Source organism: Priestia sp. FSL H7-0729 (genome assembly GCF_038005685.1).
GTDB lineage: Bacteria > Bacillota > Bacilli > Paenibacillales > Paenibacillaceae > Paenibacillus.
This window is the reverse complement of sequence record NZ_JBBOTQ010000002.1, coordinates 55,235-68,491: the sequence shown is the minus strand read 5'-3', so window position 1 is coordinate 68,491 and position 13,257 is coordinate 55,235. Positions and strand designations below refer to the sequence as shown.

Below are 13,257 nucleotides of genomic sequence, written 5' to 3'. Positions count from 1 at the left end.
CTAGTCATCTTAATCCGGCTCACGTCAGACTCCATCGTAATGCTCCAGCATGTGACTGTCAAATGAACCGAAGTTCCGCATTCAAAAACAGATGTAAGGTGCGCCGTTTGAGGAACTAATGGGAACATAGAAGAAGACCGATAAGCGAGATGAGCAGGGCAATATGTTACTTTTCACCCCAGCAACGATCTGCTTATATCGATTATTTACCCGGTTCCTCCCGCATAGAAGCGCGTTTTGCATTATTGGGTGTATCGAGTAAACATTCCCTTCTGTATGACACATGTCTTTCATCAAAATAAAGCACCGGAGATTGGGTCTCCGATGCTTCTTAGCATTCCTTATGTTTATGCGACTATTCGTTCATTGGTTCAAAAATCATTTGCCTGACTCTTCCTGCATCGATGTTGCAATGCGTACCATTTCGTTCTGAGGCAGGTCTGCACTGGTGATCCGATATTCTATCCCATCTGTCATCCATGTCAGTGTCTTCAATGCATCTCCGCTGATCATACCCAGTGTGAATCCGAGATCCACTACACTGGATGGAGCAAGGGATACAGCTCGATCCTGCGGTCTGGCTTCGAATATCGTGTAATTATATGTTCCTTCATAACGAAGCATAACCGAGTAGTCTCCAGCCTCTTCAAGGATCTGATCATCCTTAAGCTGCACGCCTTCCGGCGCATAGGTCGGCTGAATAACGCCAAAGCTGTCTGGACCTTCCGGTTCAGCGATTGTTGGCTCTTCGCCTTCCTGACCTGTTGCAGCACCTTCTGTACCTTGCTGCTCGGTGTCACCACCTACACCTGTCTGTCCATCAGTGACAGCTCCATCAGGTTCAGGAGCAGTCTGAGGATTGGCAGGTTCTTTACCACCCTCATTACCGGCTTGCTCCACAGGAGTCACACCAGAGTCTGTTCCTGTTTTGCCGCCTTCTTCTGAAGCTGCTGTCATGTTCCGTTGCATATCAAAGGCATCTTTCTCAAATTCAGTCCCGAATTTGAAGGAGTCAAATTTCACATCGACTACAACATTGGCATTGGAGTCGGACACCTCAACCTGTTTAGGTGCGTAATCCGATTTGTTCAGCCAGATCTTCTGTCTGACGAGTGCATGTGTATTATAATTGGCAGCTACATCAAATACATAGCTCTCCTTCTCATCCGCAAACTGACGGGTTGTATCCCCCGTAATGCTCCGAATTAATGTTTCATAGAGATACACTTGTCCTTGATTATCTGGCCAATTGCTCTGAAAACGGAAGCTTTTGTTCTGGCTCGGTGTCAAAACAAACACACCTTCATCGTTACGCAGGACAATCTGTGTTACATCCTTTTTGGCATTCGTTAACGCAATACGATAATAGGAAGGCTTCTGATGCCATACCTCGACCTTGTACTGCTGCGGCGTATCTCCGGTATGCAGCGTCATCACGCCTGCCCCCTGGTAACTTTCCATCTCTCCTACGACTTCGTTCAGATCTTTGACCACAGCTGCCGCATCCTTCTTCCCGCAGGCGGCAAGTAAGGCCGATAAGACCAATACCATGGCAAGCATCCATGATATTCGGCGCATGACATCATCCCCTTTAGCACATGTTTTCACTTCAGGATTGTGCTTGCAGCAGAACCCCTACTTGATTAGTACATGTTATGAGGGACTTGTTCGATATATGCGGACTAGTTTGACAAGCAATCGGTGAAGTCAGATAATAACGCATTGCTAAGCAAAAATCAGTCTCAGGATGGATGTTAACTTTATCCAAAAAAGGCATAGTGGATTGCAGGTAATTATTCGTTTCATTGAATATGGGGAGGAAAAGGTATGACGACAACAAAACTTCGCACATCACTGGAAGGACTGGATGAATTCATCGACGAGCAGCTTCAATTATGGAACGGTGTCGGCACAGCGGTGGCTGTGATCCATAAGGATGAAGTCATCTGGCAAAAAGGCTACGGGTATCGTGACCTCGAATCCAAACTTGAAGTTACCCCTAATACATTGTTTGCCATCGGTTCAAGCACCAAAGCCTTTACCGCAGCAACCGCTGCTCTGCTTGTGGATCAGGGGATATTGGATTGGGATACTCCTGTGAAGTCGTATATGAAGGATTTCAAAATGTTCGATCCAGTCACAACAGAACGTCTAACTATCCGCGACATGCTGTGTCATCGTTCCGGTCTTCCAAGGCATGAGTTGGTATGGTACAACTCCCCGCGTACTAGAGAAGAGCTTGTGCGTGCATTACAATATCTGGAGCCGAATCAAGATTTCCGTAACAAATGGCAGTATCAGAATCTGATGTACATGACCGCCGGTTACCTTGTTGGACAACTCAATGGAACTTCATGGGAGCAGATGGTTCAGGATTCCCTATTTAATCCGCTCGGTATGAACTCAAGTCTGTTCTCTGTTCAAGAAATGCAACTTCGGTCTGACTATGCTTATCCTTATATGGAGAAGGATGGTCACAATACTAGAATACCTTTCCGAGCCATTGATGCCGTAGGACCTGCGGGTTCCATTAACAGTAATCTGGTCGATATGATTGCATGGCTTCAATTCCAGTTGCATCAAGGTCAATGGGAAGGAACGTCACTGATATCGAAGGAACAGATGAAGATTATGCATAGTCCCCAGATGCCTAGTGATTCACCGTTCATAAGCCAAGAAATGCCTGTGAGTACATATGGTATGGGTTGGATGATTGAGCCTTATCGTGGTCATGCCATGATTCATCATGGCGGGGCTATTGATGGCTTTGCATCACAGGTTGCCTTTTTGCCAGAGGAGCAGATTGGAATCGTGGTTCTGAGCAATACCAACGGAAGTATAATTCCGTATACGGTTGCTTTTCATATCATGGATCGAGTGCTTGGATTGGAGCCCGTCAATTGGAGTTCCAAATTGAGAAAATTAATGGGGAAAGAATCAGCAGAAACGGAGGATCATCCGGAGAATTTTTTGGAAGTACCTATTCAAGCAGATACTGCCGCTGAGGAAACAATTAAAGAACCTCACATCATACCTTGTGATCGGCCTTACACCGCTTATGTGGGTATTTACACGCATCCTGGTTATGGCGAGATGTCTATTCAGGAAACAACGAACGGGTTACAGGCAACCTTTAACGCCCTCGAAATGCCCATGGAATACACCGGAAAAGATACGTTCTCTGTCGAACTGGTCACATTCGGTCTGAAGGTCACATATACGTTCACCCTGAACGAATCATCAGAAGTTGCTCAATCCATCTCCATTCCTTTGTTGCTTGAGCCGGGTACAAAACCTATTGAATTCAACAGGGTTTCGGAAATGATCTGAACTGGTGAGCATCTGCTTTATTTCCGTTGTGGTAGGTATCCATACCTACCACAACGGAATATACACCGGATAACTCGTATCCTCTTCAGCAGCACCTGGCCTTCTTTTCACCCACAATCGACGCAGATCAGGCAGACCATACCCCGCTACACGATAATCTCGCAACGAATCGTGATGGGCGTGCTCTTCCTTAAAGCTGTAGGTTGGCAGGAGCAACGCTTCCTGAATCAGTCTATTTTCCAGTTGAATCAATCTATCCATCCGTTCCGCAGATTCCTGAGTCATGACTACTCGTCCGCATTCCTGCTCCAGTTCTTGTCTCCAGTAATCATTCATGGCAATCAGGAATAACGTGTTCCGGAAGGTATACATCGTCACGAGACTTAACATGACATGATCATTGAAGACTTCTCCTGTATAGACCAGATCATGGTCCCCGAACCCATCTTGATAGACTGCATGGACCGGATCTCCCGGTATAATGTTGATATGTAGGCCGATCTGTTTACATCTCTCTGCAAACCAGACCATGTCTGCCTCCATCTTCTCTCCTTCTTCCACCCATAGACTTAAACTCTGCCCTTGATATGAACTACGTCGCAATAATGCTGAGGCTCGCGCCAGTGAGGAGTCCACGGAAAGTACCGGTACAGCAATGACAGAGAAATTCGATTGTTCTGGATGCTGTTTCCATGGCCCCCCTTGAACCGTACCCTCCGGTTGTTGCTGCTCCTGTACTCGTCCTCGAATCAGACTATAGGCTGCCTGCGTGTTCATGCTCCCTAACGCTTCCGACAGCTCATGCGCATCCAATAGCTGTTGAACAGCCCGGCGAAAATTCACATCATGCTGGGGCCCTTCCTTTTGCATATTAAATGTCATATACACACCGCCCTGTATCTCATGCTGTACAGCACGAGGCTCCGCATCCAGAAATAAATCATGCTTGATGATGGACTCCGCCTTTGCCGAGTGAGGGAGTTGCCACACTTCAACACGATCCACATAAGCCCGCCCTCTGAAATAGGCAAGAAACACCTCAAGCACAAGCAGCTTCGAATCATGACGAGTCACTCGATAAGGCCCTGTTCCAATCGGATGCAGCGGCTTCAACTCCACATCTCTAGGCAGGATCGATGCACACATACTACTCATTAAATCCGGGAACATGAAGTTTGGCTTATTCAAAACAAAACGTACAGTCAACTGGTCATACGTCTCTATGCTCTCAATTGAACCAAACAGCGGCCTGCACGGGTTACTCTTGTCAGAGATAATGCGATCGAAGGTAAACTTGACGTCCTCTGCATCCAATATTCTTCCATGATGAAAAGCTATGCCTTTGTGCAGATAAAAGGTCCATTCCCTTCCATCTTCATCACTCTCCCATGCCATTGCCAGACTAGGCTCGCAGACTTGCCGTTCACCATTATAACGAACCAAACGATCGAAGACCTCTGCAATAACGAATACTTCCCCCCACCTCCCCGTCTGCGTTGGGTCGAGAGTCTTAAAAGGTGTATTCTGCGGAATCCGCAAGGTATCCACTCGGCCTCTGTCCCCTTCATTCGAACGCAAGCCAAATTGAGTCTGCATCTGCTGCATCAGATGTTCTCGCATCGTAATGGGCAAGGTGGCAGCCAGTTCATAGGCATCCTCCATCCTGTTGCCATTCAGTAGATAATCGAACCGTTCACGCGCCACTTCAAGCAGCGGGATGTAAAATACCAGCATCGATTTTTTGCCTCTGCCACGCTGAGGGTTCCACCCGACCCATCCGTTCTCCTTGAATTTGTTCATAATGAGGTTCATGTTGCGCATGGTACAACATAAAAGTTCGGCGAGTTCACCTACCGTTGTATGTACTTCTTGTTCATCATGCACATGTGGGAAGCCTAACCGCAGTTGAATGTAATGTTCTGATACGTCCATATATGCCCAACCCTCTTCTATTTCTATTGTTTTTAATTTCTATCTTTAAGGTGTCTTCGTCAAGATTGCTAAAATACGAAATCTATCGGGATGTTTCTACAGTTTTTCTTCAGGTTTTCCTCCATTATACTCAGTAACAACAACATGACCAGTGGGAAGGAAGAAGAATAATTTATGAATTACGCCGATCTGCACCCTAACATCAGGATACGAATCATTACGGATTTTTTCACCGATCTGACCCAGAAGTCCATCATTCCATTCATGGCGATCTATCTGAGTATTCAGATTGGCGCAGATATGGCAGGGTTATTGCTGACGGTCAATATTGTGGCTTCCATGATTGTGGGATTGTGGGCAGGATATTGGTCTGATCGAATTGGACGAAAGAAATTAATGGTGATTGCTCAAACACTACAGGTCGTGGCTCTACTTTGTTTGGCCATTGCCAACTCGCCGTGGATGGATTCGATCATCGTCACTTGTGTCATGTTCCTGCTCAGCAGTCTCAGTTCAGGGATCACAGTGCCGATTGCTAATGCCATGATTGTCGACGTGAGCAGTGAACATGAACGTCATTATGTATATGGGTTGCAATATTGGACAACTAACGTTGCTATAACCTTTGGTGCACTGATGGGCGGGTTATTTTTCGACTCATTTCGTTTTCTATTGTTCAGTCTGGTCTGCCTGGAAAGTATAGCTACCCTGTTTATTTTGATCTTTATGATTCGTGAAACAATGGATAAACGTGCAATGATTCACGCCAAATCATCCGATAATTCGGATAGATCCACCAGACCAATGGAGGCCAATGCTACCATCCAGAGGAACATACTGAAAACGTACTGGGCGGTCTTTCAGGACAAACGTTTCATGGTGTTTTTCACAGCTACTGTACTTGCTGTTTCCCTGGAATTTCAGTTGGATAAATATATTGCGGTTCGTCTAAAAAGTGAATTCACCGCCCAATTGTTCGGCTCAGATATCTCAGGACTGCATATGTTTAGCCTGATCATGATCATCAACACCGTACTGGTCGCCCTGGTTGCCATTCCATTCTCCAGATGGACAGGTCGCTTCCCCACCCGATCTATCATGACTGTCGGTATGCTCCTCTATACCGCAGGTTTCACCGTACTCGCTTTTAGCAACTGGGCTTGGTTACTCATCTCATCCGCCATACTACTGACCATTGGAGAATTGATGTATGCGCCTGTTCGTCAGGTCATGCTCGCGGGTATCATTCCCGATTCGGACCGTGCTGCCTATATGGCTGCTGACGGGTTGAGTTATAACGCAGCTGCACTCCTCGGCAGTCTCGGGCTAACACTGGGAGCCTTTCTCCCGTCATATGCAATGGCTGGTCTGTATGTACTCATGGGCCTTGGAGCACTCGTCTGTTTCCGAATGTTACTTCGGAAGACAGAGGAACAGCATCAACATCTCCCGTGTGCAGAGGCATCATGATATTACTTTTTCGGCAACAAAATAATCATCCAAGGGAGCCTTGACAGGCTCTCTTTTTCATGTCCAATCTCATCACATACAAGTAAATTATCATTAACATTTTGTATATTATAGTTTACATTTAGTAAAATATCATGTACATTGGATTCATGGAGGTGAGCAAGTGGAAGAATTGCACAATCACGTTCGGGAGTTACGAGCCAGAGACCGACTGTCCCAAGCGGAACTAGCCAAACTCATCGGCGCATCCCGCCAAACCATTGCCCTGATTGAACGTGGAGATTACTCGCCATCGGTCGTCCTGGCATTAAAAATAGCCCATGTCTTTCGTGAACCCGTCGAAAAAATCTTTGAATTGAAAGGTGGAGATTAAGATGAACAGAACAACTTCCCCGTCCAAAAAAAACAAGATGCGTCTTCCATTATATGCGGCAGGTGGTGCTGTGGTCGGTTTTCTCGGAGCCAGCGGAATCAACAAAATTCCATCTAATTTGAACTGGACGCTGTCCATGTATTATGACTATGATCTTTTATTTGGTGTACTGGCTGCTTCGTTGGTGGTTATGATGTTGTGGAATATAATCAGTCTCTCCCGCACGCCATCTGTGCCTCCAACGGAAGATGAGGTGTATGGAGAATCTGATTCACTCATTTCACCCGCAGAGCGTTCCCTCGGTAAAGCGATGATACTCAGCGGTTTCAGTGTTATTGTTGCGTTTACCTGGGCAGCACTGGCCTTGTCCTTATACGCATCCCATAGAAATATGACGAATTTTCCTGAACTGTTTAACCTCGTGAATCTCATTGCTGCATGTATCTCTATTATCATCGTCGTTGTGCTGCAAACACTGACCGTAAAGCGGTACAACCGCTATTTCCCGGATCGCGCACTGGATCTGAACTCACGCAACATGAAGAAGGATCACTTCGAGAAGTTGGATGAGGGAGAGAAATGGATCGTGTATCGCGCAGCCTACCGTTCTTTCCAGATGATGAATGTACTTCTTGGTATCGGAATGGTCTCTATGGTGCTGTATTCGGTTCTATTCACCTTCGCTCCATTCCCAATTGTAATGCTCGCTGTGATCTGGATTGCCAACATTGGAATCTATTATCGTGAAACCTATCGTGCGAGTAATCAGTAATACATGGATAAGTAACTATTTTGTAAATATTTTCATAAAAGGAGTGTTTGCATGCATCTATCCAAACGAAAGACCCGCGTCAGGTTCATCTCCCTAACAGGAGCTTTCATGTCTGTAGTTCTGTCTCTCAGTCTGTGGGTACCCGCGGTTCAGGCGGAGACTGCGACTCCAGTAGCTGCCGAACAAGGAAAGTCGAAAGCGCTGACAACCGAAACGGCTACAACATTTCTCGATTCATTCTTCGATTCTGCTGAGGCAAAAGCTCATTATGTGGGCGCCTCCGTTGTTGTCGTGAAGGATGGTAAAGTTCTAGCGGAAAAAGGATATGGCTATGCTGATCAGGAGAACAAAACGCCTATCGATCCGAAAAATACGGCCTTCCGTGTAGCCTCTGTCTCCAAAACGTTCACGTCAGCAGCTGTAATGCAGCTAGTGGAGCAAGGCAAGGTTGACCTGCAAGCTAATTTTCAGACCTATGTGAAAGGGCTCGAATTCGATAATCCCTTTAACAAACCTGTAACTGTAGAGAACCTGCTCACACACACGACCGGATTCGAAATCCGTGATCCCCAGCAGGAAGACATTCATACTGATTTTGATAAGTACATAACGATGGAGGATTACGCTCAGCAACATATGCCTCCTGTCGTTCGAGAACCTGGTAGCGCCTACATGTACGATAACTTCTCGTTTTTGCTTCTGGGCATGATTGTTGAAAACGTAAGCGGCGAGTCCTTTGAATCTTATATGCAACAACATATCTTCAAACCGCTAGGCATGGACAACAGCAGCTTCATGCTGAACGAAAAGTTCCAACAGCAGCTTGCTATAGGCTATGATGCTGCACATAAACCGCTTGATCTGTACACCCTCTCTCCAACACCAATGCCTCAAGGTGGCATGTTGTCTACCGCAGAGGATATCGGAAAATTCATGATTGCGTTACTGAATGATGGCGTGAAGGGCAACGAGCGTATTCTCAAGGAATCCACAGTGAAAAGCATGGAGCAGTACCGTTCCTCCATTCATCCACTGTTACCAAATACCACCTATGGATTCGAAGCAGCATTTCAGCTTCCTGGGGCAGGAAGTAGTTCCAAAATCATTACGAAAGCAGGCGACCTGACTGGATTCAGCTCTTATCTCTTCCTTATTCCCGAGCAAAATACAGGCGTCTTCCTGACGTATAATCAAAATGGAGCACTTCGTAATCTGTTCTACCCGGCATTCATCCAGAATTTCTTCCCGCAATATGCAGAGCCAGTGCAGTTTAAGGAATACACGCCGCAATCCGCAGCTGAGCTGCAACGCTTTACCGGATTGTACGCAGACCTTCGACTTAGCACGATTGTAAGTTCTCTGAAAGGTGGCGACGATAAGCCAGGACATCTGAGCATTAACGATGTATTCCTGGGCCAACGCAATCTGATTCAAGTGGAAGATAATCTTTTCAAAGACGAATTGACCGGTCAATTCACAGCATTCAAAGAAAATGCAGATGGCACCACATACCTGAAAGAACCTTACCTCAACCCTATGGGTTATGAGAAAAAAGGACAAAAGCCTGCGGGCTTCCGGGATGTTCGTGAGAACAGTCCTTATGCTGAAGCCATCTATGCCATACAATCACTTGGATATTATGAGAATGATGCCAACACGTCTTTCCAACCGAAAACGGCGGTGACACGAGCCGAATTTATTGAGAACAGCCTTAAACTGAGTGGTTTGAAGCCTAGCAAAACAACACCTCCTGCGGGCACCGACTGGGCAGACCATGCGACAGCGGGATATATTCAACTTGGATATGAATTGGGTATGATTACGGGCACGGACGAACAGCAGTTTAAGCCGGATCAAGTCATTATCCGACAGGAAGCCATGGTCATGATGTGGAGAATTATGCAACTGCAATATCCTAGTGAACTGTTCAAGGATGTGAAACTTGCGGGGCACACAGATGAATGGGCTGTACCAGCCATTCAGATGATGTATGCGCTCGGTATTCATGGACCTGAGGTGAAGGTATTGGAAGATGGCTCCGTTGATTTCCTTTCCCGCAAACCTCTGATTCGTCAGGAAGAGGCGGCAATTATGTATGCGCTGCTTACACAGCCGACGGATCAAATTGTCGCTGAATTGATGGCGGCTCAGCAGCCGCAAGCCGAACCTGCTGAAGGAACCGAGCCTGTAGAAGAGCCCACAGAAACTGTACCGGTTCCATCACCAGCGACGGTCCCTTCTGCAACTTCAGCACAATAAAAATAAAACATCTTCATACTCATTAGACATATCATGCTTATGGCAAAAGAAACAGGCTTGTTCAGAAGGGAATGATCCTTCATGAACAAGCCTGTTTCTTTACGTTTCTTACGTTATAATAGCTATCGGTTACATGTTACCGAATTATATCCATCTCTATTCGATCAATGAAGATACATGACGGTTCCCATTGCGCTGATCAAACTTGGCCGCAACGGTCTGAGCATGCTCCGCAAAGTAATCGGCCAGCTTGAGCAAGTCGCCTGGGTCGCCTTCATACGAGAAGGACGCTGGCAGGCGCATGCGATACCCTTCCGACTCTTTTTCTTCAGCCCAACGCCGCAATAACGGCGCTGCCTTCGCATAATACATCATTTTGGCGTAAGCATCTTCATGATCGGCTGCGAGCATCAGTGTTTCTTCGAGGATATCAATTCCTTTGGACGGATTCGTAAGTGTAAGATACTCCATCTGCTCGGAAAAACTCTGCACGAAATCATTCTCACCCTTGATCAAGCGGTATCCCTTGACCTGATATTTATCGGCTTCCTCTGTCCGCCCCAGACGATATAGCGGCATCAGAATTTCCGACAACGTTAGATGCGGAATCTCCGCACAGCTCATACGTCCTTTGAGAATAGGCTTCGCAGCTTCCAGTACCTTCTCATCGTCTCCTTTTAACATAAAATAACGCATAATTTCATCCTGCTCACACGCCTCGCAGTCACTCATGAAGTCGCGGTCTAACGTTCTGAACTTGTCATAGCTGCGTCCTGATTCCTCCAACTCTCCGAAATCCATAAAGATGCGGAAACGATAGTACCAGTAAGAACGCTCACTGTAACCATAGGACTTGAACCGTGCTCCGAAATCCTCCAGCAACTCCATGATCTTCTCACGTGAAATTTCCGGGAAATCGGGCATTTTGCCGAGAATCCATTTGTACGACCACAATAACGTTTCTTCATCATACAGCTCTGGCTGCTGATCGAACTTGCCCAGTTGCCAGGAAAAAGCGATCAAAGCTTTCATCGGATATCCACAGAAGGTGGCTGCATCCACAATCTCTGAACGTGCTTCGTACGCCTCCTCAACCATACCATTGACATCAGCTACCCGCGCTGCTTCCTCCAAAAAACCGAGCTTCGCAGGACCGTTAGGCAGTTGATAGGCCTCTTCCATCAAATCTTCAAAATCCATCTCTGTCTTCATCAGGCATCTCCCTCATGATTCATATTTGCGCGTAAACCCCAATCAATAAAACGTACAATTCCCTGGTTCAACACTTCAAGTTCCTGTTTATTCATCGCATAATGCCCCATCATCAGTGCGTTAACATACAGCATTTCAATAGCAATCGGTGTCATCTGATTATCTGGTGAAGTCAACACCCGTTTAATGATGGGATTATTTACATTCAGATACAACGTCGAGTACCCTGCTGAATTAATGCCTGCCGACAACGAACCGAGAACAGAAGAGAATAAATCTGTGCTCTCTTCGCTCGCTTTTTCCAGCGCACGCAGCGTGGATGATTCCTGCGAAAGGGTAAACAAGACCGGCAGATCCGATGGCTTGAATCCTTTTACCTCTGCCCGGCAACGGAAACGTTGTAATGCCGAATCTGCCAAACGCAGCGCATCATAGTACTGGTTACGTTCAGCCGGTGCAACATCCGTGAATGTCATCGATACTTCATCTGGCTCAATACGCTCGGTCTGTACATTGTTCAGTATGACAGGCAGCATCGCCATCAGTTCTTTATCGTAGATATAACCTGCGTTTACGACCAGCATGAACTGTGCTGAAGCCACATGGTGAATCTGGCGGTATTCATCAATGGAGCCAGTGTAATACAGCGTCTCACCTTCATCGATCAGTTCACCCAGCTCACGATGTCCTCTCGTCGTCTCAAAGGGCAACCAGCGATGAATCATCGCGTAGAACGCCTGATCCTGAACAGCCAGTGCTTTCATCGAAAGGGCATGCAGACGAATCAGCTTCTGCAGACGTTCGATCTGATTCTCAGCCATGTCAGCCAGCCCCATACGCAAAGCGTCTCCAAGCTCGGAGCGCACCTCTTCCAGTTTTTCATTTTCATAGAAATGTTCTCTTGATGCCGTCGGTTGAAGCTCATCGGTCCAGATCAGACATTTCACGAAGAAAGCCCAATCCGGCAAAATGTTCTCGGCTTTCTCCGAGATCAGCATTCGCTTCAGGTACACCCGGTGAGAACGCTTGGCATTCAGATTCACCGCATGTGGCAGCACATAAGCAATACCTCCCGTACGACCGGAAGCCGTCGTCAGCGTGATGAAATCCTGGAACTTCTCCCCAAGCAGACGTTCACCAAAAGCAAGCACTTCCGCTCGGCAAGAACGGGCAAACTCCGGGCGTGTAAGCCAGATCGGAGAATCCTGATTGACAACAGACTGCACCCCATCATGAATCAACGTGACCGGATATGGAAGCAAAGCGCCGTAGTAAAATAAAGCTTCTTTCACATACTCCGCTTCAAAATAATGTGCTGCGTCCGGCGTACAACGCAGATATACTTTCGTTCCGGGAGATAGCTGTGTGTCCAACTGTCTAATCGTATATGTACCGTCCGGCTTACCTCTCCACTCCATCGAGGGGCCGCCCTTAATCGATTGAGTCAGCATAACGATCTCATGACTTACCATGAAACAGCTGAGCAGACCAATACCGAAACGCCCAATAAACGATGTCTCGCCATCCAGCAGTGCCTGTTGTCCACGCTTCGAGGATTGTCCAATCATCGCCAGAAACTCATGGATGTCCGCTTCGGTCAGACCAACGCCGTTGTCCTCCACCATCATCGTCAATTGGTCACCGGTTCCTGTCAGCTCGATCCGTGCTTCTCCCTGATATCCCGGGTCCACTTCCTTGCGTGCCGTGATCGCATCTGTTGCATTCTGCATGAGTTCACGCAAGAACACCTTGGGACTACTATATAGATGGTTGGATAAAATCTGGATCATTCCGCTCAGGTTCACTTGAAAACGATATTCATTGGATGCTGTCATGATTCACTCACCTTCCTCTGCGCCCAAACACAATATGTACCCATACGATGTATTCGTATGGATGTGTTAGACGA

The 13,257-nt window shown here is 46.8% G+C and carries 9 protein-coding genes; 5 read left to right on the top strand and 4 right to left on the bottom strand.

Annotated features, from left to right (window positions below; translation table 11 throughout):
- Positions 1 to 378: 378 nt before the first annotated feature.
- Positions 379 to 1,578, bottom strand: coding sequence for an outer membrane lipoprotein-sorting protein (locus MHH93_RS06525; protein ID WP_500053385.1), 1,200 nt, complete (start codon positions 1,576 to 1,578; stop codon positions 379 to 381).
- Positions 1,579 to 1,827: 249 nt separating this feature from the next.
- Between MHH93_RS06525 and MHH93_RS06520 the strand changes: the two genes are divergently transcribed.
- The gene (locus MHH93_RS06520) at positions 1,828 to 3,330 is read left to right on the top strand and encodes a serine hydrolase (protein ID WP_500053384.1); all 1,503 of its coding nucleotides are present in this window, start codon (positions 1,828 to 1,830) and stop codon (positions 3,328 to 3,330) included.
- Positions 3,331 to 3,375: 45 nt separating this feature from the next.
- Here the strand turns inward: MHH93_RS06520 and MHH93_RS06515 are convergent, their stop codons facing one another.
- On the bottom strand, positions 3,376 to 5,262 hold the full coding sequence (locus MHH93_RS06515; protein WP_500053383.1) for an ABC transporter substrate-binding protein: 1,887 nt from the start codon (positions 5,260 to 5,262) through the stop codon (positions 3,376 to 3,378).
- A gap of 174 nt (positions 5,263 to 5,436) precedes the next feature.
- Here MHH93_RS06515 and MHH93_RS06510 point away from each other — a divergent pair, with 174 nt between their 5' ends.
- From MHH93_RS06510 to MHH93_RS06495, 4 genes are all read left to right on the top strand, one after another.
- On the top strand, positions 5,437 to 6,732 hold the full coding sequence (locus tag MHH93_RS06510; protein ID WP_500053382.1) for an MFS transporter: 1,296 nt from the start codon (positions 5,437 to 5,439) through the stop codon (positions 6,730 to 6,732).
- 163 nt (positions 6,733 to 6,895) lie between these two features.
- Complete coding sequence (locus MHH93_RS06505; RefSeq protein WP_017690042.1) at positions 6,896 to 7,105, top strand: helix-turn-helix transcriptional regulator; 210 nt, start codon at positions 6,896 to 6,898, stop codon at positions 7,103 to 7,105.
- Between the two features lies 1 nt (position 7,106).
- Positions 7,107 to 7,877, top strand: a complete 771-nt coding sequence (locus MHH93_RS06500) for a DUF3169 family protein (protein WP_500053381.1) — start codon at positions 7,107 to 7,109, stop codon at positions 7,875 to 7,877.
- Between the two features lie 108 nt (positions 7,878 to 7,985).
- Positions 7,986 to 10,136, top strand: coding sequence for a serine hydrolase domain-containing protein (locus MHH93_RS06495; protein ID WP_500053380.1), 2,151 nt, complete (start codon positions 7,986 to 7,988; stop codon positions 10,134 to 10,136).
- A gap of 156 nt (positions 10,137 to 10,292) precedes the next feature.
- On the opposite strand, the gene MHH93_RS06490 is transcribed toward MHH93_RS06495, so the two are convergent.
- Together MHH93_RS06490 and MHH93_RS06485 are read right to left on the bottom strand one after the other, a co-directional pair.
- Positions 10,293 to 11,348 carry a hypothetical protein gene (locus tag MHH93_RS06490; RefSeq protein WP_500053379.1) on the bottom strand — a complete coding sequence of 352 codons (1,056 nt, stop codon included), beginning with the start codon at positions 11,346 to 11,348 and terminating at the stop codon, positions 10,293 to 10,295.
- Entirely contained in the window at positions 11,348 to 13,183 is a 1,836-nt protein-coding gene (locus MHH93_RS06485; RefSeq protein ID WP_500053378.1) for an HSP90 family protein, read from the bottom strand. Before MHH93_RS06485 ends, MHH93_RS06490 begins: the two co-directional genes overlap by 1 nt.
- Positions 13,184 to 13,257: the final 74 nt, after the last annotated feature.

Bases quoted from the DNA above. Each gene is read 5' to 3' on its own strand.
- MHH93_RS06525 (WP_500053385.1), bottom strand. From the start codon at position 1,578: ATGCGCCGAATATCATGGATGCTTGCCATGGTATTGGTCTTATCGGCC.
- MHH93_RS06520 (WP_500053384.1), top strand. From the start codon at position 1,828: ATGACGACAACAAAACTTCGCACATCACTGGAAGGACTGGATGAATTC.
- MHH93_RS06515 (WP_500053383.1), bottom strand. From the start codon at position 5,262: ATGGACGTATCAGAACATTACATTCAACTGCGGTTAGGCTTCCCACAT.
- MHH93_RS06510 (WP_500053382.1), top strand. From the start codon at position 5,437: ATGAATTACGCCGATCTGCACCCTAACATCAGGATACGAATCATTACG.
- MHH93_RS06500 (WP_500053381.1), top strand. From the start codon at position 7,107: ATGAACAGAACAACTTCCCCGTCCAAAAAAAACAAGATGCGTCTTCCA.
- MHH93_RS06495 (WP_500053380.1), top strand. From the start codon at position 7,986: ATGTCTGTAGTTCTGTCTCTCAGTCTGTGGGTACCCGCGGTTCAGGCG.
- MHH93_RS06490 (WP_500053379.1), bottom strand. From the start codon at position 11,348: ATGAAGACAGAGATGGATTTTGAAGATTTGATGGAAGAGGCCTATCAA.
- MHH93_RS06485 (WP_500053378.1), bottom strand. From the start codon at position 13,183: ATGACAGCATCCAATGAATATCGTTTTCAAGTGAACCTGAGCGGAATG.